The sequence below is a fragment of the endosymbiont of Ridgeia piscesae genome, from assembly GCF_001443665.1.
Classification (GTDB): domain Bacteria; phylum Pseudomonadota; class Gammaproteobacteria; order Chromatiales; family Chromatiaceae; genus Endoriftia; species Endoriftia persephonae.
This window is the reverse complement of sequence record NZ_KQ557120.1, coordinates 79081-98411: the sequence shown is the minus strand read 5'-3', so window position 1 is coordinate 98411 and position 19331 is coordinate 79081. Positions and strand designations below refer to the sequence as shown.

At 55.3% G+C, this 19331-nt stretch carries 18 protein-coding genes and 1 pseudogene; 8 read left to right on the top strand and 11 right to left on the bottom strand.

Translation table 11 applies throughout. The annotated features are described in order from the left end of the window. Nucleotides 1-66 precede the first annotated feature (66 nt). Nucleotides 67-1023 carry an SLAC1 anion channel family protein gene (locus Ga0074115_RS04620; RefSeq protein WP_060528257.1) on the top strand — a complete coding sequence of 319 codons (957 nt, stop codon included), beginning with the start codon at nt 67-69 and terminating at the stop codon, nt 1021-1023. A 280-nt stretch (nt 1024-1303) separates the two neighbouring features. Beyond that, the gene (locus tag Ga0074115_RS04610) at nt 1304-1888 is read left to right on the top strand and encodes a rhodanese-like domain-containing protein (RefSeq protein ID WP_057957126.1); all 585 of its coding nucleotides are present in this window, start codon (nt 1304-1306) and stop codon (nt 1886-1888) included. A 99-nt stretch (nt 1889-1987) separates the two neighbouring features. Here Ga0074115_RS04610 and Ga0074115_RS04605 read toward each other — a convergent pair whose 3' ends face one another. From Ga0074115_RS04605 to Ga0074115_RS04595, 4 genes and pseudogenes are all read right to left on the bottom strand, one after another. Beyond that, the gene (locus tag Ga0074115_RS04605) at nt 1988-2824 is read right to left on the bottom strand and encodes an alpha/beta hydrolase (protein WP_060528255.1); all 837 of its coding nucleotides are present in this window, start codon (nt 2822-2824) and stop codon (nt 1988-1990) included. Nucleotides 2825-2963: 139 nt separating this feature from the next. Beyond that, nucleotides 2964-3164, bottom strand: a complete 201-nt coding sequence (locus Ga0074115_RS16165; protein WP_157292653.1) for a hypothetical protein — start codon at nt 3162-3164, stop codon at nt 2964-2966. A gap of 61 nt (nt 3165-3225) precedes the next feature. Continuing rightward, nucleotides 3226-4398, bottom strand: a complete 1173-nt coding sequence (locus Ga0074115_RS04600; protein ID WP_057957128.1) for a ribonucleotide-diphosphate reductase subunit beta — start codon at nt 4396-4398, stop codon at nt 3226-3228. A 376-nt stretch (nt 4399-4774) separates the two neighbouring features. Continuing rightward, nucleotides 4775-7564 (bottom strand): annotated as a pseudogene (locus Ga0074115_RS04595) (ribonucleoside-diphosphate reductase subunit alpha); the annotation flags it as partial. 647 nt (nt 7565-8211) lie between these two features. On the opposite strand from Ga0074115_RS04595, the gene Ga0074115_RS04590 reads away from it, so the two are divergent. Next, nucleotides 8212-8607, top strand: a complete 396-nt coding sequence (locus Ga0074115_RS04590) for an ANTAR domain-containing protein (RefSeq protein WP_039960203.1) — start codon at nt 8212-8214, stop codon at nt 8605-8607. A 223-nt stretch (nt 8608-8830) separates the two neighbouring features. Continuing rightward, a complete protein-coding gene (locus Ga0074115_RS04585; RefSeq protein ID WP_060528254.1) occupies nt 8831-9292 on the top strand; it encodes a CBS domain-containing protein in 462 nt (153 codons plus the stop codon). A gap of 130 nt (nt 9293-9422) precedes the next feature. Here Ga0074115_RS04585 and Ga0074115_RS04580 read toward each other — a convergent pair whose 3' ends face one another. Genes Ga0074115_RS04580 through Ga0074115_RS16160 form a run of 3 tightly spaced genes read right to left on the bottom strand, consistent with a single transcriptional unit; the run spans nt 9423 to nt 10879 of the window. Further along, entirely contained in the window at nt 9423-9932 is a 510-nt protein-coding gene (locus Ga0074115_RS04580; RefSeq protein WP_005963135.1) for a DUF302 domain-containing protein, read from the bottom strand. Nucleotides 9933-9987: 55 nt separating this feature from the next. Beyond that, a complete protein-coding gene (locus Ga0074115_RS04575) occupies nt 9988-10599 on the bottom strand; it encodes a c-type cytochrome (RefSeq protein WP_039960199.1) in 612 nt (203 codons plus the stop codon). Then, nucleotides 10541-10879: a hypothetical protein gene (locus Ga0074115_RS16160; RefSeq protein ID WP_157292651.1), complete on the bottom strand. Its 339-nt coding sequence runs from the start codon at nt 10877-10879 to the stop codon at nt 10541-10543. Before Ga0074115_RS16160 ends, Ga0074115_RS04575 begins: the two co-directional genes overlap by 59 nt. Before the next feature lie 220 nt (nt 10880-11099). On the opposite strand from Ga0074115_RS16160, the gene Ga0074115_RS04570 reads away from it, so the two are divergent. Both Ga0074115_RS04570 and Ga0074115_RS04565 read left to right on the top strand, forming a co-directional pair. After that, entirely contained in the window at nt 11100-11888 is a 789-nt protein-coding gene (locus tag Ga0074115_RS04570; protein WP_057955337.1) for a c-type cytochrome, read from the top strand. A 363-nt stretch (nt 11889-12251) separates the two neighbouring features. After that, nucleotides 12252-12842, top strand: a complete 591-nt coding sequence (locus Ga0074115_RS04565) for a response regulator (RefSeq protein ID WP_057955338.1) — start codon at nt 12252-12254, stop codon at nt 12840-12842. 241 nt (nt 12843-13083) lie between these two features. Here the strand turns inward: Ga0074115_RS04565 and Ga0074115_RS04560 are convergent, their stop codons facing one another. The 4 genes from Ga0074115_RS04560 to Ga0074115_RS04545 all read right to left on the bottom strand — a co-directional run bounded on the left by Ga0074115_RS04560 (nt 13084) and on the right by Ga0074115_RS04545 (nt 16845). Then, nucleotides 13084-14376: an FCSD flavin-binding domain-containing protein gene (locus Ga0074115_RS04560; RefSeq protein ID WP_057955339.1), complete on the bottom strand. Its 1293-nt coding sequence runs from the start codon at nt 14374-14376 to the stop codon at nt 13084-13086. Between the two features lie 15 nt (nt 14377-14391). Next, nucleotides 14392-15006 (bottom strand): c-type cytochrome, encoded by a 615-nt coding sequence (locus Ga0074115_RS04555; protein WP_060528253.1) that lies wholly within the window; start codon nt 15004-15006, stop codon nt 14392-14394. 297 nt (nt 15007-15303) lie between these two features. Next, entirely contained in the window at nt 15304-16245 is a 942-nt protein-coding gene (locus Ga0074115_RS04550; RefSeq protein ID WP_057955341.1) for an ankyrin repeat domain-containing protein, read from the bottom strand. A 24-nt stretch (nt 16246-16269) separates the two neighbouring features. Next, nucleotides 16270-16845 carry a NapC/NirT family cytochrome c gene (locus Ga0074115_RS04545; protein WP_057955342.1) on the bottom strand — a complete coding sequence of 192 codons (576 nt, stop codon included), beginning with the start codon at nt 16843-16845 and terminating at the stop codon, nt 16270-16272. A gap of 297 nt (nt 16846-17142) precedes the next feature. On the opposite strand from Ga0074115_RS04545, the gene Ga0074115_RS16155 reads away from it, so the two are divergent. Next, nucleotides 17143-17661, top strand: coding sequence for a hypothetical protein (locus Ga0074115_RS16155; protein ID WP_157292649.1), 519 nt, complete (start codon nt 17143-17145; stop codon nt 17659-17661). A gap of 66 nt (nt 17662-17727) precedes the next feature. Then, nucleotides 17728-19329 carry a methyl-accepting chemotaxis protein gene (locus Ga0074115_RS04535; RefSeq protein ID WP_060528252.1) on the top strand — a complete coding sequence of 534 codons (1602 nt, stop codon included), beginning with the start codon at nt 17728-17730 and terminating at the stop codon, nt 19327-19329. Nucleotides 19330-19331: the final 2 nt, after the last annotated feature.

The following is a 19331-nucleotide window of genomic DNA, read 5'->3' as shown; positions in this document are numbered from 1 at the left end:
GCGATAATTCCTTACCATTTTAATCAACTATTAAATCGCGCTGACTCGCATGGTGGAGGATTGGATATGTCACAGCAAGAGAGACTGGAGAACCTGCCGATCTCATTCTTTTCCATGGTGATGGGGATGGCGGGACTGACGATTGCCTGGCAGAAGGCGCAGCATGTCTGGCAGTGGGAACTGCAGATCAACCCCTGGCTGGTGGGACTCACCAGTGGCCTGTTTCTGGTGCTGCTGGTGCTCTACGGCGCCAAGCTGATCCATCACCGCAAGGCAGTTCTGGCGGAGCTGAAAAATCCGGTAAAGCTGAATTTCTTTCCGGCGGTCTCCATCAGTCTGTTGCTGTTGTCGGTCTGTTTCCTGGTGGTCAGTGAGGATATCAGCCGCCTATTGTGGATGACCGGCACGGCGTTGCACCTGCTCTTCACTCTCTATGTGGTGAATGTCTGGATTCACCATGAGCATTTTGAGGTGCATCATCTGAATCCGGCCTGGTTTATTCCGGCGGTGGGTAATGTGCTGGTGCCGGTGGCGGGTATGCCTCTCGGTTACGTGGATGTCTCCTGGTTCTTCTTCAGTGTCGGACTGCTGTTCTGGATGATCCTCCTGACGATCATCTTCTATCGCATCCTGTTTCATGATCCGCTACCGGCCAAGCTGATGCCGACCCTGTTTATCCTGATTGCACCGCCGGCGGTGGGTTTCGTGGCCTACATGAAACTGACCGGGGAACTGGACAGCTTTGCCCGCATTCTCTACTACAGCGGCCTATTCCTGACGCTGTTGCTGTTTACCCAGGTGGGGCGTTTCACTCGGCTGCAGTTTTTTCTGAGCTGGTGGGCCTACTCCTTTCCAGTGGCGGCTATCACTATCGCCAGCCTGCTGATGCATGAGCTGACCAACGGCATGATTTACCTCTATATCGGCAGCGGCCTGCTGTTGCTGCTGACCCTGATCGTCGGCCTGTTGTTGGTGCGTACCAGCCGGGCGGTGAGGATGAAAAAAATCTGTGTGCCGGAGTAGTGAAAACGCTCGCCAGGGGTTGAGCCTTTTCAATGTTCCTGGAGCCCTCTCCGGCGCCGTACACGGACGTACAGATGCCGCGATTGCAGGATGCAATGAAGCATTCCATCCCCTTTGGTTACACGACGGCATGGATGCGCCCCAAAGGAAGTGCCCTTGGGGTACAGGAGGTAGAGCGCTGCTTGGAGCCAAAGTCGAGAGCAATGCATGGAGCCATTGCCGAAGTAAAAATCGCATTTTTGCGCAGTAATCTGAATAGCTAAATCTCAGGAGTAGTAACATGAGAAAAACCATACTTACCCTCGCAAGCATTGTTTTGGCTGCCGGTGCCAGTGCCCTGTGGGCTGCCCCCGAACCGGAAGACCCGACGAAACAGACCCCCTGGCACCTCTACGTCGATTCCGTGGAGGCGAATGCGATGAAGCAGAAACAGGGCGATCAGGTGCTGTTCGTCGATGTGCGTGATCCGGTGGAGATCATGTTCACCGGTTTTACTGATGTGGTGGATATCAATATCCCCTACAAAATCGCCAACCGCAGCAAAAAGAATCCGAAGAAGCCGGTCTTTTTGATGGAGACGAATGTCAATTTTGAGAAGCAGATTGCCGCGGCGCTCGAGGCCCGAGGCCTGAGCAAGGAGGCGCCGGTGATCCTCATGTGTCGTTCCGGCGGCACTCGGGGCGCGCCCAGCGCCAAGATGCTGTGGGGCAAGGGGTACACGCAGGTCTATGTGGTCACCGATGGTTTTGAAGGTGGCAAGATCAAGTCGGGCGAGCGAAAAAGCTGGCGTCTGAAAAACGGTTGGAAGAATGCTGGCCTGCCCTGGTCCTACAAGCTCAATATGGAAAAAATGTACATGCCTTAGGGCGATTCATAAGGAGCTTCTGAATAAATCTGGGCGGCCATGATTTATTTTGTTGCAAACCGCTTGCCTGCAGCCGGGTGAAGCAGAGGGTGTTGAGCGTCATGGGTGGTCTGCTGGAGAATCAGGGTGCCTAAAAAAACCGCGCAATAGTGGGGAGAAGTCGGGGTGTTGGGCGATGTTGTTGTGAGTAGTGCCGGACAGCTGCACAGCTTCCACCCTGGCCGCCTTGAGGGCGGTAATCAGGGCCTGGGTGTTCACCGCTGGGACCACCTCATCCCGCTCGGCGTAGAGGATCAGGGTATCGGCGGTAATTGCCTCGGCCTTGTCGCTGGAGAGATAGCGATCCTTCAGCAGTAGCCGTACCGGAAACAGCGGGTAGGCGCGGGCGGCAATACTCTCCACGCTGTCGAAGGGGGTGATCAGCCCCAGTCTGGTGATCGGGCGTCGACTGGCGAGGTGGATGGCGATGGCGCTGCCGAGGCTGCGTCCCAGCAGTGAGATCTGGCGGTGTTTGGGCTGGATCTGGTCGTAGATTGCCTCGGAATCGGCGAGCAGTGCTGCCTCGGATGGACGACCTGGGTTGTTGCCATAGCCCCGGTAGGGGATCAGGTAGAGGCTCTGTCCGGCAAGGATCCGGCTGAACTGGTCGATGTTGTATTCGATGTGTTCAGCGTTGCCGCCGAAGTAGAGGATCGCCTCGTCAGCTCCCGGGTTGATCAACCAGCCGTGCAGCGTCAGGCCGTTGACCTCAATGGTGTAATTGGTCGGCACGGCGGCCGGTGAGGTTGCCCCGGTAAAGTAGAACAGGGTGCGCTGATTGAGGTAGAGGTAGCCGGTAAGCAGAAGGTAGGCGGCTGCCAGCAATGCCAGAAGCTGTTTCATCGGAATAGGGTCGTTGCCGGTGATGCGGGGAAACCCAGGGGAGGCGTGATCCACGCGGAGCCTGTTGCTCGATCAGCCGCTGCCAGAGGATAAAGAGGTGCCGAAACTCGAGTGGCTTGTTGAACGGGCTGGCGCTCGAGCCAGCCCGTTTCGATGCAGATCCGGTCCAAGTGGCACGGCTGATGATCTATGCTCAGCCCGGGTGGAGCAGGTGACGGCTGGCGGCTGGCGGTTGAGGATCGTCGGCATGCCTGGGGTGGAGGCTCTCCTGGATGCGCCGGGTCAGCAGCTCTCCGCGACCGCAGTTGGGGCATTCGTAACGTGTCTGTTCGGTGTGGCCCTGACGGTTCTGTTCGGCCATCAGCATCAGGGATCGGCAACGCTGGCAATACATGGTCTCTCTCCACTGATGGGAGGGCTGGCGGCCTTTCAGCCGCAGCGCTCCCGCTTTCAGGTCAGTCCCAGTTGAGTGCGCCACCGGTCTGGTACTCGGTGACAGTAGTCTCAAAGAAGTTCTTCTCCTTGCGCAGATTGGCCTGTTCGTCGAGCCAAGGTAAGGTTGCCTCGGCGCCGGGGTAGGGCTCTGACAGTCCGATCTGCCGGGCGCGTCGGTTGGCGACATAACGAAACTGTCCCATGTGGTCATCTTTACTGTAGCCGAGGATCGGATCGCGCAGGATATAACCGGCGTAAGCATCTTCCGCTGCCTCGCACTCGTCCCACATCTCACGGATCGCCTGGGGATCGGGGGCGATGTTCTCTTCCAGCATGATCTGCTTGGCGACGCGGATGCCGAAGGAGGCGTGCAGCACCTCATCGCGCATGATGTATTGCAGCTGTTCGGCGGTGCCCTTCATCAGGCCGCGGCGCTGCAGGGCAAAGATCGGCGAGAAACCGTTATAGAACCAGACCCCCTCGAAGATGCCGGCGAAAAAGAGGTAGGCCATCAGGAAGTTTTCCAGCTCATCGCGGTTGGACAGGTCCACATCGGAGCGCAGGATCGAGTGTAGACGGCGGTTGGCGATTTGGATCTTGCCGTTGATCTCCGGCACCACCCGGTAGCGGTTGTAGATCTCGCCCTGATCGAGGCCGATGGTCTCGATGCAGTGCTGGTAGGTCCAGGTGTGCAGGGCCTCCTCGTAGACCTGACGCGCCTGGTAGATCTGCAGCTCAGGTGCACTCATCTTTTCCATCACCGCCAGGCCGATGTTGCGCATCGCCAAGATGTCGGAGGTGGTCAGGTAGGAGAGCACGTTCTCGTAGATGTGGCGCTCTTCCAGGGTCAGCTTGTGGTGGTAGTCGTGAACGTCCTGGGCCATGTTGATGTCCAGCGGCGTCCAGTGGTTCTTGTTGGCGTTGAGGAAGTACTCCCAGGCCCAAGGGTATTTGAATGGCGCCAGCTGGTTGACGTCGGTGAGGCCGTTGACCACCCGCTTGTCGTCCGGGTTGACCGGCTTGGTGTCAAGCGGCGCGGCGACAGGCTGGGGTGTGGCGCGATTGCTGAGCAGTGGGTTGGCCTCCGGGTGGGGCTTCGGCGCAGGTTCGGCCGGCGCTGCCGGCTCAACAGCGGTTGCGGTGGCGCTCTGTTGGTTGGTCAGTGGTGCCAGTGGGTCGTCCCAGTTCAGCATGTCCGTCTCCCGTTTCGGATACTGTCATTTTTTCGTTATAAGCGGAAAGCTAAACAATGCGAACACGAAAGTTGGGGGCACTTTCGTGCCCCTGACCCCCTAGATTTAACTAGGCATGGAGCGGTAGTGTTGACTCACATACTCCCATCTTCCGTAACGGAATCTGGAATATGCGTGTACATATACCGACTTTTTAGGATCTAGCATCTCAATGCTCCTAATTACATTAAGAAGGAGATTTCGAGCTACCGTTCGTTGTGCTAGCATTGCTAGTGCTTGTGAAAGAGCAACGACGGTAGGTGGCAGAAGGACTCCTTTACTACCATGCCACGAAGCCTAAGGTGTTGGCGCACCTTGGGCTTTTTTATTGCGTAACTTACTGACAGGCTTCGCAATCCGGGTCGAGGATCGAGCAGGCCTTGGGCGCCTCGGCCGGAGCGCCGTCGCCGAGTCGATTGACGTCACCACTGCTGCTGGCGGTGGTTTTTTCGACTGCGGTAGCGCCCATCGAGCGCAGGTAGTAGGTGGTCTTGAGGCCGCGCACCCAGGCTAGTTTGTAGAGGTTGTCGAGCTTCTTGCCCGACGGCTCGGCCATGTAGAGGTTGAGCGACTGGCCCTGGTCGATCCACTTTTGGCGACGGGCGCCGGCCTCCACCAGCCAGCGAGGGTCGATCTCGAAGGCGGTGGCGTAGAGCACCTTCAGCTCCGCCGGGACGCGCTCGATGGGCGCCAGGCTGCCGTCGTAGTATTTGAGGTCGTTGATCATCACCTCGTCCCACAGCCCCTCGCGCTTCAGGTCATGCACCAGATAGGGGTTGACCACGGTGAACTCGCCGGAGAGGTTCGATTTGACGAACAGGTTCTGATAGGTGGGCTCGATCGACTGGCTGACGCCGACGATGTTGGAGATGGTGGCGGTGGGAGCGATGGCCATGGTGTTGGAGTTGCGCATGCCCTGGGTCTTCACCTTTTCACGCAGTGCATCCCAGTCAAGGCTGCTGCTCTGGTCGATCTGCAGGTAGTCGCCACGGGCCTGCTTGAGCTGCTGCAGTGAGTCGATCGGCAACACGCCCTGGCTCCATAGCGAGCCTTCATAGCTGGAGTAGCGGCCGCGTTCTGCCGCCAGTTCGGAAGAGGCCTGGATGGCGTAGTAGGAGACCGCCTCCATGGAGCGGTCGGCGAAGGTCAGCGCCTGTTCCGAGGCGTAGCCGATGCGCTGTTTGTAGAGCGCGTCCTGGAAGCCCATGATGCCGAGCCCCACCGGGCGGTGGCGCAGGTTGGAGTGACGCGCCTGGGGCACACTGTAGTAGTTGTAGTCGATAACGTTGTCGAGCATGCGCATGGCGGTGGTGACCGTGCGCTCCAGCTTCGCTATGTCGAGGCCGTGCTCGTTGACATGGGCGGCCAGGTTCACCGAGCCTAGGTTGCAGACCGCGATCTCGCTGTCGTTGGTGTGCAGGGTGATCTCGGTGCAGAGGTTGGAGCTGTGTACCACGCCGGCGTGCTGGTTGGTGTAGCGGATGTTGCAGGGATCTTTGAAGGTGATCCAGGGGTGGCCGGTCTCGAACAGCATGCCGAGCATCTTGCGCCACAGATCCACCGCCTTGAGGCTGCGAAAGACTTTGATTTCGCCGCGCGCGGCCTTCTCTTCGCAGGCGGTGTAGACGGCCTCGAACTCAGCCCCGGTGAGGTCGTGCAGGTCGGGCACCTCGTTGGGGGAGAACAGGGTCCAGTCGCCCTCTTCGGCGACTCGCTTCATGAACAGGTCGGGGATCCAGTTGGCGGTGTTCATGTCATGGGTGCGGCGGCGCTCGTCACCGGTGTTCTTGCGCAGCTCGAGGAAGTCCTCGATGTCGATGTGCCAGGTCTCCAGGTAGGCGCAGACTGCGCCCTTGCGCTTGCCGCCCTGGTTGACGGCGACGGCGGTGTCGTTGGCTACCTTGAGGAAGGGCACCACGCCCTGGCTCTTGCCGTTGGTACCCTTGATGTGGGCGCCGAGGCCGCGCACCCGGCTCCAGTCGTTGCCCAGGCCGCCGGCGAACTTGGAGAGCAGGGCGTTGTCCTTGATTGCCGAGTAGATGCCGTCCAAGTCGTCCGAGATGGTAGTCAGGTAGCAGCTGGAGAGCTGCGGCCGTAGGGTGGCGGCGTTGAACAGGGTCGGCGTGGAGCTCATGAAGTCAAAGGATGAGAGCAGATTGTAGAATTCGATGGCGCGGCCTTCGCGATCGATCTCGTTGATCGCCAGCCCCATCGCCACGCGCATGAAGAAGGCCTGTGGCAGTTCGAAGCGGGTGCCCTCTTCCGTGTGGATGAAGTAGCGGTCGTAGAGGGTCTGCAGCCCTAGATAGTTGAACTGCAGGTCGCGCTCGGGTTTGATCGCGTCGGTGATGCGCTGCAGGTCGTACTGCTGCAGGCGGCTGTCGAGCAGCTCCAGTTTGACGGCGCGTTTGACGTAGGCTTTGAAGTAGTCGGCATAGTGTTTGCCCATTTCGGCCTGGGTCTGCACTGGGTTGTCGAGGTCGAGATCGAGGAAGCTGAGGGCCTCGCGGCGCAGGATATCCAGCAGCAGTCGCGCTGAGACCTGGGAGTAGTTGGGCTCCTGGTCGATCAGGGTACGGGCGCTCATCACCAGCGCCTGGGAAATGTCGTTCTCGGTGACGCCGTCGAATAGGTTGCGGCAGGTGGCGTCGAGCACCCGCTGGGCGTCGACCTGGTCGAGGCCATTGCAGGCCTCAGCGAGTAGGGTCTTCAGGCGGGCGATGTCGAGGGGACGCTTGGAGCCATCTGCCAGAGTCACCATCACCTGGTGCTCGGGTTGTTCTCCCTCGACCTCGGCGCGGAGGGCGGCCTCTTCAGCACGCTTCTGCGCCTGCTGCTCGCGATAGAGTACGTAGGCGCGGGCCACCTTGTGCTCGCCGGAGCGCATCAAGACGAGTTCAACCTGGTCCTGGATGTCTTCGATATGCACGGTGCCGCCGGCGGGCAGGCGGCGGGTGAGGGCCTTGACCACCTGCTCGGTGACCTGCTCGACCGCATTGTGGATGCGGCTGGAGGCGGCGGCACTGCCTCCCTCCACAGCGAGGAACGCCTTGGTGATGGCAACCGAGATTTTGCTGGCGTCGAAGTGGGTGACTTTGCCGTTGCGGCGGATCACCTGCAGGTTACCCTGGGTGTCGTCGATCGCATCCGGGCTGAAACTGCTGGCAGTTAGCGGGGGGATAGATGCGTCTGCAAAATTCTCTGGGGTCGCTTCGATTGCCATGTCTCCTCCGGACTCAATCTTCTGTGGCTGTTCGCAATGATGTTCTGAAGCCGGGTGGCTTGGGTTGCGGTACAGGCTGTCAATGATTTACAGCAGGCATTGGTGCGGCTCCGGTGCTCCACTTCCCGTTCGCAGGGAGGTTGCCGGGGGGGGGGCTGTGTTGATTTTGTGCCCTGTCCGCAGAATCTGGTGTGCTGCTCAGCTGCTGAGGCACAATATATACGCATATTTCTTGCTGTCAAACACAATATGTTGTGTATGGAAGGGTGATAACTGGTGCGCAGATTGTGGGTGAGCTGTGGATAAGTAAGGTGGGATTTGCTGCATTTTTAGTAAAAACACAGGCTTAGCTTGCTGTTTAACGGTTGCTGTAGATGCTGCTGTGGGGTGAGGGTGGGTGGTGTCGAACGAAGAGGTAAATTCCTGTGACCCACTGCGGTTTTTTTGTGCCTTGCGGAAGCAAAAAAATGAAATGCATGTAGGGTTAACGAGGTCGGCCGTAAACAGAAAAAAGAAGCTGTTGCCCGCTTGGGTGAGGAGATGGTGAGGTTATGCGTTCAGTACTTTATGTTAGTGATCAGTTGGCTTCTGAAGTCTATCTGCGTCGATGCCTGGACGGAGCGCATCTCTCCCTGGCCGCTGCTGTTCGTACCAATACGGATCTGCTGACCTGGGTGGCCAGACTAAATCCCGATTTTCTACTGGTGGATGTGGATGCCCCGACTCCACGTCTGCTTGACGCTTTGGAGACACTGGTCGAGTTGGCATCCTTGCCGGTTGTGATGTTGTCCCGAAACGGGGACCGGCACTTGCTGCAGCGTGCCGAGGTGGCGGGGGTTGCCGGGGTGGAGCCCGGGTCGCTGGATTCTGTCGATCTTGCTTGTCTTGTGGCGTCAGCCTCTGAAGTATTTGCGCAAAGACAGTTGTCAGCCAGACGTCAGCCATAATCCCGTTTTGTATTTGTGATTTGAGGCAGCATGTCTGCCTCACCGTTCGTTTCGGGTGTAATGCGCTTGGTTTAATGGGGCGTTTGCACATCAGAGAATAAGAGTATGCTGCGGTGTTTATGCTGCTTACCTAAAGGTTGGAAATACTATCCGGATTGCGTATGGTTTGTCCCATGGGGAAACCCGAGAGAACAATCAAGCGTATGAGGAGGAGTTATTTTCAATGTTAGTACGCGACATAATGACAAGTGCGCCTAAGACTGTGAGCCCCGCTGCAAAGTTGTTGGAGGTGGTCTCACTGATGTGCCTGTTTCGTTTTAGTGGCCTGCCTGTTGTGGAGGATGGGAAGTTGAAGGGGATCGTAGCGGAGAAGGATGTGCTGCACCGTATGTTCCCGGGCCTGGAGGATTTCAAGGACGGTATGGTCGCCCCTGATTACGACAGTATGCTGACTCAATACAAAGATGTGGTGACTCTGAAGGTCGCAGATGTGATGACTTCGCGGGTTATTACGGTTGATCCTGATATGCATATCCTGAAGGCGGCAACTGTTATGATACGGCACAAGTTTCGCCGGATTCCGGTTGCAGAGGATGGTGAGTTGCTCGGTATGCTGAGTTTGGGGGATATCCACAAAGCAATCTTTCAGTACAATATTTCGAGCAACATGTGCGGCACTTCATAGGAATAAACTGGAGCAGATTGCTGCTTCAGGCATAAAAAAACGGCGATTTCCGCCGTTTTTTTATGCCTGATCATCCTAGGTGCGGGAGAATACTCTTCCGCACCTGGGGTTTTGAATTTGAACTATATGCTCAGAATTCGCCGGTCGCTCCAGCAACCATTACGTCCAACATGGCTTGGTTAACCCGGATTGCAATTTCTGTCAGTTCAGGCGGCAGCATCTGACTGTTGATCAGCATGTCGAGGTTTAACATCATCAGCCATAATTGTCCTTGCTTGTCTTCAACCATGGCGATGCGGCAGGGCATATAGGCTGCGTAGATCGGGTCATGCATGATCATCTTCCGGGCATCTTCAGGGTTACAGAACTGGAAGATGTCGAGGTAGGGGGTCTTCAGTCCGCGGGCTTGTAGCTCTTTGGATACTTGCTGGCGGGACACAAACTTCAGATTGATCTCTGCTGCACGCGACATGAGTGCCTGGATGGCATCTTCTCGCGGAACCTTGACGCTCATCTGAACTACGGTTTGTTTGATGTCGGTGATGTTGATCTGGGGATCATTGTTGTCAGCAGCATATGCAGGCAGCAAAAGAATTGCTGACAACGCGAGGGTGAACCAGAGGGTTTTGATCGTATTCATAGATTTCTCCGAAATGGGGGCGCCTTCAACGCATCATGAACTGTAGTGTTATGCCTTATTTTTTATTGTTTGGAGCCAATGACGAGATGTAGGCGAGGATGCTTTCGACCTGTCGGTCGTCGAACTCATCGAAGGTATCATCTTCCGGGTCATCGTCATGCACACGCTGTTTCCACTGGAACATCTTTATCTGCCGGAACAGGTACTGGGAGTACTGTAGCGCCAGAGCCGGGATGCTTTTTCGGGATTTGCCCATGCCGTTCTTGCGGTGGCAGCTCTTACACTCTTCGTTGTAGATGGCCTTGCCCGCATCAATAGCACCGGGCCATAGGGGGATTTCCGCCAGCCTGGGAGCGATAGTCTCAAGGTTGATGCTTGCATAGTAAGCGGAGATATCGTCAATATCATCTTCGCTCAAGGACCTGAGTGAGGAGGTAATGACCATTCGAGGGTTGAGGCGATCGCCCCTGATATAGGCCTCTATCTGCTTGGTCATGTAACCGGCTGGCGTGCCGGCTAGACGGGGGGAAGCGGGGCCTGGGGTGCCTTGGCCGTAGATACCATGGCAGAGGGCGCAGCTGCGGCTGAGCTTTTTGCCATTTTCAAGGTCAATCGCCTGTGACGTTAACGGCAGAGTAAGCAAGATCGTTAGTAATAACCGTTTCATTGGAAGCCTCCTGGTTAACGGTCGAATTGCGCAAGTAGCAGCCGTGATAGGGGGGCTGCTTTGTTTGGAATGGCCCCGGAGTGGTTGCGGAAGGCCATGCCTCCACCTCCAGGCGAATTTCTTCCCCCCAGCCAAGAGCGTGGTCTCTGCTGGCGGAGAAAAATGGCAATATTTTTTTCAATTTGTGTGCCGGTCCCTGCGGCTGATTGTTTTGATCCGACAAGGACGCGGGCATTGTGACAAAAGCATTGATGCGATTCAATTTTTCTTTAAATTTCAAAAAATTAGCAGTTTAATGGGTTCTAATTGTTGGGTGATCATCAAAAAAATTGTGCTGTTTATGCCCCTTAATATATATTGCCCGACCGGCAGTTAACCGATATTCTGCTCCCCATCGTATGATCGTGCGCGGTCCCGGTTATGTTCTTAGCCATGGGTTCTTCCTTTTGTTGGGGGGCATCCTCTGATTGGGGCTTGGCAAGCAGGTTGGTGAGGTTTAGATGAACAAGTATTTAGCGGGTGTGGTTGCGTTTGCTTGCATGTTCGGGCTGTCTAGCGTGTGGGCGAGTCCAGCAGAAGAGGCGATGAAAGAGTATGATCAGGCGCTCTCGCGGACGCCGAATCTCGAAAATGGCAAAAAGGTTTACAAAATCTGCGCCGTGTGTCACACGCCGGAAGGCTGGGGGCGGGTTGACGGCACCTACCCACAACTTGCAGGGCAACTGAATACAGTGATCATCAAGCAGTTGGCTGATATCCGCGCCAGAAATCGTGACAATCCTACTATGCGGCCTTTTACCTCTTCGCGCCTACTTGGAGGTGTGCAAGAGATTGCAGATGTTGCAGCCTATATTGCACAACTTCCGATGACGCCAACTAATGGCCGGGGGTCGGGGATGGACCTGGAGCACGGCGAAAAGCTTTACGTAGATAACTGCGTGGAATGTCATAGCGAGCATGGCGAGGGAAATAGAAAAGAGCACATCCCAATGATTCAGGGGCAGCACTACCGCTATTTGATGCGACAATTTGAATGGATCAGAACCGGTCGTCGCCGTAATGCTGATTCCAGTATGGTAAAACAGATTCGACGCTTCACTGCGCGTGATGTGGCTGCTGTGATGGATTATGTCTCCAGGCTGGTTCCTCCACCAGGCAAACTGGCTGAACGGGGTTGGGTGAACCCTGACTTCCCCAGCTATTCAAGGGCGAATCTTCCCCGCGATCGAGGCAACCAGATGCCACTTCCAGGAGTGCCTCCACGTTATAGGCCAGGCCAGTATCGCTAACCGAAGAAAGCGATTGGAATGGCCAGCGGGGCATCGGTTCTGCTGCAGAGTACAGACAAAGCCCTTGCCGCCAGGCAGGGGCTTTTTTATGGGGGCCAAAAAGAACTGCTTTCGAAGGATCAACAGTTACGCAAGATATGATTGCCATATTGCTTTTTCTGCCTCATGCACGCTTAAGTTCGATGTCTCTATTGTGATATCAAGCAGTTTATCGTCGGAGCGCAAGTCGAGCAGGCTGCTCCCGGTATAATTCCTAGGATGCGTCATTACGCAGAGCGGGGCGCCAGTTCCACTTTTTTGTTCGTATCGACTATCCTCTAATTCGGTGGCAGTACAGCTGTGTGGAAATGCTTTGGAGACGAGATGCTTCAGAAGGTGCTCTTTGTTGATGATGAACCCCAGGTACTGGCAAGTCTGCAGCGAGCGCTTCGCCGCGAACCCTTTGAAATAGTTGTGGCCGGCTCAGCGCAAGAGGCGTTGGCAATCTTGGAGCGTGAGACTGTGGATGTGGTGGTTTCTGATGAAGAGATGCCTGGCATGTCTGGCTCTGAACTGCTAGCCGAAATCTATCGGCTCTACCCAGACACGGTAAGGATGATTTTGACCGGCAAGGCGAGTCTGGAAGGAGCGATCAAGGCCATAAATGAGGGGCAGATCAGCAGGTTTTTTACTAAGCCTGCGAATACAATTGATTTGGTCGTGACTATTCGACAGGCGTTGCAGCAAAAGGCGCTGATGTGTGAGAGTCGCCGATTGCTCAGGGCGGCGAGAGATCAATCCTCCCTGCTCGAAGAGCTGGAGCGAAGGCAGCCTGGAATCAGCGCTATTCAGAGAGATACTACGGGAAGAATCCTTATTGAGGAGGAGCAGGGAGACTTCAACTCGTTGATTCAAGAGATTCAGCAGCAGGTAAAAAAATCGGAGCGGGCTCTCGCCCTGCGTAAAAGGAAGTGAGTGATCGAGCAGGGAAGGATGCTATCTGCTGCTGGACGGCAGTTTAGTAGATTAGGTCAAGTTGAGGCTGGTTTCCTTGGGCGTCATGTGCTTTTGGATTTAAGCAGGTCGAAATAAAAAAACCGGGGCGTTGGCCCCGGTTAGAAGTTTTATCTCATCCTGTGAGGGTAATCTTCTCCGCCATCCTTGGCGAATGCGCGATCATCCGTGTCAGCCTAGCAGGCTAACCGCGTACATGATCTTACCCAAAGATGTCGTTTGTGATGTTCTGGAACCAGCTATAGGCATACTGAACCTCGCGCTTGCGAGTCTCGGCGCTGGCATCCTTTGCGGTCAGGCCACCGGATACCTTGGTGATCTTGGAACCGTCCTCGGCCAGACGATAGACCGCCGCCACGGAGATGCCATAGTCCTTGCCTACAATTGAGTAGCAGGTGTTGACGTAGGCCGGGGTGCCGGGCTCTTGACCGCTCAGCAGGGCGGCTACAGAAGCAGCACAGACCTTGGCTTCGGAGTTGGCGGCATAGCCGGATTTCGGCATACCTTTTGCGATCGAAGCATCACCAATCACGTGGATGTTCTTGTGAATGGTGGACTCGAAAGTGTGCAGGTTGATCGGACACCAGTCACCCTTAGTCAGGCCGGCTGCAAAGGCGATCTTGCCCGCTTTCTGTGCAGGAATTACGTTCAGCACGTCCGCAGTCACCTCGTTGAAACCGGTGGTCACGGTGCGGGTCTTGGCGTTGACGCTCTTCAGCACGTTGTCGTCAGAGCCCTTGGGGGTGCCCTGCCAATCGATCATGGAGTCCGCAGTGCCATAGCCGTAGAGATCCTTCCAGCCCTGCACGAACAGGCCCATCTTGGAGAACTTCGGTTTTGGATCCAGGATGATGATCTTGGACTTGGGCTTCTTACGCTTCAGGTAATCAGCGATCTGAGAGGCACGCTCGTAGGGCCCAGGTGGGCAACGGAAGGGATTCGGCGGCGGGCAGATGGCAACGGTGCCACCGTCCTTCATCGCCTCCAACTGCTTGCGCAGGGTGACGGTCTGGGAGCCTGCCTTCCAAGCGTGGGGGATATCTTCGGCGACCTTGGCGTCATAACCTTCAATACTCTCCCACTTGAAGTCGATGCCTGGGGCGACGATGCAGCGGTCGTAGTTGAAACTCTTACCACCCTTGGTCTTGACGACGCGGGCGCCGGCATCGATGCCGATGACGATGTCGTTGACCACATTAACGCCGTGCTTGGCCAATCCAGTGTAGCCGAAACGGATTGAGTCAATGGTGCGGTTGCCACCCAGCACCTCGTTGGACATGTAGCAGGTGTAGTAGTTTTTGTTGGCCTCGATCAGCGTCACGTCGATGCTGGAGTCAGCCATCTTCAGGTACTTGGCTGCAGTGGCGCCAGCGGTGCCGCCGCCAACCACTACTACTTTTTTGCTAGCGCCCAGTGCGAGTGTGGGCGCTCCAATAATGCCAACTGCAGTGGCAGCACCTGCACCTTTGACAAAATTTCTACGGGTAATCTTCATATTCAAAACTCCCCCTTATTTCTGGCTGGCGTAGAAATTGACCAAGGCCTCAATGCCCTTGTCGCCTTCTTTCTTCAGCATCTTGTTAAGCTTCTTTTTCATCTTTTTGGGTGCTTCGCGATCACCCGCCTTGTAGTCTGCCAGCGACCATTTCAGGTACATGGCGAGCTGACCAGCAAGTACACCGGAGTCATCTTCAGCGGAGGAACCGCCTTCGGCATGGCACTTTTCGCAATATTTGTCATGCAGCTTGGCACCTTTCTTGGCCAGAGCTGCATCATACTTCTGTTCCGCGCCGACAAAAGGCTTCTTGCCAAAATAATTGGCCATCTGCTTAAACTCGTCGTCAGAGTAGCCTTTGGCAATGCGGGCCATGATGGTGGTGGGGATATCGCCACTCTTGAAACCTTGCATTGCCTCAACAAAGTACTCGGTGGAGAGTCCCGCAATGCTCGGGGTGGCAGGGCCGGCGCTTGCGCCATTGGTACCGTGACAACCTGCGCAGGTGTTGGCCAGCATGCTGTCGCTTGCGCCCATCATAAGGGGCTTTTTATCAGCTGCGAAAGCCATTGAGGAAGCGCTGATAGCCAGCGCGCCAATCAGGGCCTTCTTGAGGGTGGTGTATGCCATGTTACCTCCTTTGGATTTTGAACAGGCTTACGTGGTAACGGAGGGATCAGTATCCCTCAAGGGTGTGTTGGTCCTCTTTTTAGAGGGTTCCAACATTACGCACACGTCGGATGAATAGCGGCAGTCGCCAACAGCTTGAACACTCCATCCGTCCGTATATTGCTCTTCTAACGGCAACAAAGCCGTAACGCGCGGCCGCTCTAGCGTCGCGCAGGCTTCGCCTCATAGGTTTCTATTTATTATTATTTCCCAGGATCTAGCGTTACGGCTAAAGCCTTAGATCCTTTGTTAACGGCCTTACTTCGCCTGGCTAAGCAGAGCCAGGATCTGTTTCATTCGTTTCTTTGTTGCGATGCTGATGGCAGTTCTGCCATCTCTGTCTTTTAGATTTTTGTCTGCACCTTTTTGTAACAACAGCTTGACCATGTCCGGGGAGCCACTGCTAACGGCTTCCATCAGTGGTGTGATGCCATCGCTATCAGCTGAATTAATGTCAGCGCCGCTCTCGAGAAGGAGTTGCGTAGTCTGGATATGACCCTGCCCCACTGCCCATGTAAGCGCTGTGGCGCCATCCCGATCTTTTTTATCGATGCTGGCGCCTTGGGTGAGGAGTTCTTTGACTACCTCGGTATTGCCCCGGTCGGCTGCCAGAATTAGGGCGGTCGATCCATTCTTGTCCTGAGAGTCGATATCAGCGCCATTTTTTGCCAGTATCGCAACAGTTTCTACATGGTCCTTTTCGGCTGCCATCATCAGGGCGTTTTTGCCGTATTTGTCCGATGCTTTGGGGTCGGCCCCTTTGTAAAGCAGCTGCTCCACCATGTCGGTTATGCCGTAGCGGGCTGCTATCATCAGTGAGTCCCAACCGGCGCGTGTACGGTCATGTAGATTTGCGCCACGTTCGAGAAGAAAAGCGGTGATTGCCGGGTGCCCATTCTCAGCGGCAAATGTCAGGGCTGTACAACCCTCTGTGGTGCGAAAGTTGACTTTGGCGCCGCGGCTGAGAAGAAGCACTATGGTATCCATATTGCCATTCTCTACTGCCATCATGAGGGCGGTTTTGCCTTTAATGTTGGCAGCATCGACTGCAACTCCCTCATCTAGGAGTTGCTCCATGGCTTCGATATCATCAATGATGGCGGCCTGTCGCAACTCCCGTTCTTTCTCTTTGTCACCCGCAAAGACCTGGGATGACAAGAGAAGACTTAACAGCAGGGCCGGGATTGTGGTTCTTTTCATTGATTTTCCGTAGCGCTTCTGGGATCAGGAGTCTTCTCTCGCCTCAGCCTCGTCGGGCTCATCAGGTTCCTCATGAGCAATGCCTTTGTGACAGTCGATGCAGGTTTTACCCTGGTCCATGGCTCTGGAGTGGCGTTTCCGCGCAGTGCGATCTTGTTCACTGAAGTCCATCTGGGTGAAGTCGTGGCAGGTGCGGCATTCACGGGAATCCGAGTTACGCATCTTTTCCCAGACGCGATTCGCCATATCCCATCGACGTGCCTCGTATTTCTCCTTAGTGTCGATAGTACCCATTATCTCATGGTAGACATCTTTAGCTGCCATGACCTTTGCGATCATTTTTGGCACGAACACTTTGGGGACATGGCAGTCGGAGCATGTGGCTCGCACACCTGAGGCATTTTTGTAGTGGACAGTCTCTTTGTATTCTTCCAGATTGACCTTCATGGTGTGGCAGCTGGTACAGAAATCCATCTCATTGGTGAATGCCAATCCGACATTGAACAGACCGGCAAAAATGACACCGCCAAGGAAAATTACAGCGATGAAAATGATGGACGCTTTACCGCCAGTTCCTCTACCGGAAGCGACAAATGACATATTCCACACCCTCTTTCTTAGTATGAGTCGGTGCATGAACGGGTAATTGGCGGATACCAAACGAACAACCGACATCGGCCCGGATAAAAAGCATCTCTCAGGCGGAACAACGCAGAGCCGGATGTTACGGCAACTCGGTTCCCGATGTAAAGCTAAAAAGCATCTCAGAAGCATATGAATTTATTAGATAAAACTGATATTCATCACTTTTCGGCCCAGCCATTTTTTCTGTGGATCAAGGTTTTTTCCAACTGGCCGACTACTTTTTAGGAAGCAGAGAATGAGGAGTATTGGGCGATGAAAAAACTTGGAGCTTTGGTATTTGTCCTGATCTGCGGGGTTGGTGCAGCTGGTAGGTCGCTTGCAGGGAGTGAAGTGCCTTTCCCAGCCGACTGGAGGAGTTGGAACGCTGTCTCTACTCCGCTGACTGCCATTGGTGCTCTGCCGGGGTGTGATGCCGATGTGAGTGCTCTGCCTCCGATCTATCAGGAAACGGTCGAGACATATTGTGCGGTTCGCCCTCAAGGCCCCGGTGCTGTAGCTGTTTTGGTGAGGCCTGACTCTGTTGCTGCATACAAATCAAGAAATGGTGGGATGGGGGATGGTGCCAACATGATTCTCCACTTGAAGGAGTTGCAGCTTCTGTTTGTCTCAGGGCATAAAGCTGGCGCCATCAGCTACGGTGTTTTTAAGGAAGACGGAAGCGATGTGACTGATGCCAACCCGGATGCACCATTAGGCGTAAACACCTGCCGCGTGTGTCACAGTGGGTATGAGGCGTTTTGTGTTCAGGGGCAGTGCGGGACTCATAAGTAGCCGGTAAGCAAAGAGCCACTACCCCGTCGATTTATTGGAGTAGTGTTCTGAACGACAGGTGGGGCCATGCCGATCAAAAAAGCCAAACAGCGATACCACAGTTTGGGTTCTACCATCCTGTTGGGGATTTTGGGGACAGGGCTGGCAACTCTGCTGACATTCAGCGTCGTACTCTATAAAGTCCAAACGGATGCCGATGAAGTTAGACTGCGGGAGACTGCCGAAGCGGTGCTACAGCCGATCATTGGTCTGGCGACTCGGGCAGTCAATGGTAGCAATGTGATGAAGCTGCGGGGGCGTGATGCCCAGTTTCTCTATGCCAGTTCAGGCCTCAAATATCTGGCAATAGTCGGTACCTCCAAAGGTGCCCCAAAATCTGCCTTTGGTAAGGCCCGCCCGCCCTCTCCGGTCGCATACACCTTTATTGGAAATGGCGTGGATGGGGAGGCAATGAAGCAGCTGGCTGCCAATGTTCAGCAGACGCTAATAGATGAAGAAGGCTGGAACTATGTGGTTCGCCGTACCCTACCGGATGTAACAAACGGAGGCGAAATCCTGGCAGTGTTCTCCGCACAAAGCCTCCAGGGTTCGGTCTGGCGCACAGTGAAGCAGGTTGCTGTGGTTGCGTTTGTGGTGATGGGCCTGACCTTGGGGGTGGGGATCCTTATCGGTCGCTGGATCTCAAGGCCTATTGTGGCAACCTCAAAAAGGATCAAGGCGATCAGTGATTCACTGGATCTGTCGGCGCGTGTAGAAGTTGCTAGTCAGGCAGAAGTGGGTGAGATGGCCGAAGCATTTAACAATCTGCTCAACAAGATGCAGGAGATTATTCATCATGTAGAGAGCTCTGTTGCTGAGTTGAGCCGATCGGCAGAACAGCTCTCACAGACCACTAGCTCCTCAAATCATCGCACGATTGAACAGGAGGGGCAGACCCGGCAGGTTGTGGTGGCGATGAACGAAATGGCGGTGGTGGTGGAGCATGTCGCCGAGAATGCTTCTCATGCTGCAGGTGCGGCGAAGGATGCCAATGACAAGGCGGCAGAAGGTCAAACGGTGGTTGAGGAGACTATCGGGGCGATTAATGGCTTGGCAGAAAGTGTTGAAATGACCCTTGCTGTCGTCCGTCAGTTGGGCAAAGAGAGCGATAATATCGGTGGCGTATTGGAAGTCATCCATGGGATTGCCGAACAGACTAATCTGCTTGCCTTGAATGCGGCGATTGAAGCGGCCAGGGCGGGTGAGAGTGGTCGCGGGTTTGCCGTGGTGGCAGATGAAGTGCGCACCCTGGCCGGCCGAACGGCTCAGTCGACCCAGGAGATCCAGGCAATGATTGAGCGTCTGCAGGTCGGTGCTGGAGGGGCGATTCGCGCCATCGAGAATGGCAGTGAGCGGGCGGCTAAAAGTGTGGCCCAGGCGAGTGAAGCCGGCATCACCCTGCAAGCGATCGCTGATGCCGTCGCCACGATTACAAGCATGAATAATGAGATTGCCAATAGCTCGCTTGAGCATGCCGCGGCGGCAGAAGAAATCAATAAAAATATCTCACGCATCAGTGAGTTGACCGAGTTGGCGACAGGGGATTCCAGCGAGACGGCGACGGCAGCGGAAAGTCTCGCGGCGCTGTCAGATCAACTCAAGGTGATGGTGGGGCAGTTTAAAACCTGAAA

Bases quoted from the DNA above. Each gene is read 5' to 3' on its own strand.
- Ga0074115_RS04620 (WP_060528257.1), top strand. From the start codon at position 67: ATGTCACAGCAAGAGAGACTGGAGAACCTGCCGATCTCATTCTTTTCC.
- Ga0074115_RS04610 (WP_057957126.1), top strand. From the start codon at position 1,304: ATGAGAAAAACCATACTTACCCTCGCAAGCATTGTTTTGGCTGCCGGT.
- Ga0074115_RS16165 (WP_157292653.1), bottom strand. From the start codon at position 3,164: ATGTATTGCCAGCGTTGCCGATCCCTGATGCTGATGGCCGAACAGAAC.
- Ga0074115_RS04600 (WP_057957128.1), bottom strand. From the start codon at position 4,398: ATGCTGAACTGGGACGACCCACTGGCACCACTGACCAACCAACAGAGC.
- Ga0074115_RS04590 (WP_039960203.1), top strand. From the start codon at position 8,212: ATGCGTTCAGTACTTTATGTTAGTGATCAGTTGGCTTCTGAAGTCTAT.
- Ga0074115_RS04585 (WP_060528254.1), top strand. From the start codon at position 8,831: ATGTTAGTACGCGACATAATGACAAGTGCGCCTAAGACTGTGAGCCCC.
- Ga0074115_RS04580 (WP_005963135.1), bottom strand. From the start codon at position 9,932: ATGAATACGATCAAAACCCTCTGGTTCACCCTCGCGTTGTCAGCAATT.
- Ga0074115_RS04575 (WP_039960199.1), bottom strand. From the start codon at position 10,599: ATGAAACGGTTATTACTAACGATCTTGCTTACTCTGCCGTTAACGTCA.
- Ga0074115_RS04570 (WP_057955337.1), top strand. From the start codon at position 11,100: ATGAACAAGTATTTAGCGGGTGTGGTTGCGTTTGCTTGCATGTTCGGG.
- Ga0074115_RS04565 (WP_057955338.1), top strand. From the start codon at position 12,252: ATGCTTCAGAAGGTGCTCTTTGTTGATGATGAACCCCAGGTACTGGCA.
- Ga0074115_RS04560 (WP_057955339.1), bottom strand. From the start codon at position 14,376: ATGAAGATTACCCGTAGAAATTTTGTCAAAGGTGCAGGTGCTGCCACT.
- Ga0074115_RS04555 (WP_060528253.1), bottom strand. From the start codon at position 15,006: ATGGCATACACCACCCTCAAGAAGGCCCTGATTGGCGCGCTGGCTATC.
- Ga0074115_RS04550 (WP_057955341.1), bottom strand. From the start codon at position 16,245: ATGAAAAGAACCACAATCCCGGCCCTGCTGTTAAGTCTTCTCTTGTCA.
- Ga0074115_RS04545 (WP_057955342.1), bottom strand. From the start codon at position 16,845: ATGTCATTTGTCGCTTCCGGTAGAGGAACTGGCGGTAAAGCGTCCATC.
- Ga0074115_RS16155 (WP_157292649.1), top strand. From the start codon at position 17,143: ATGAAAAAACTTGGAGCTTTGGTATTTGTCCTGATCTGCGGGGTTGGT.
- Ga0074115_RS04535 (WP_060528252.1), top strand. From the start codon at position 17,728: ATGCCGATCAAAAAAGCCAAACAGCGATACCACAGTTTGGGTTCTACC.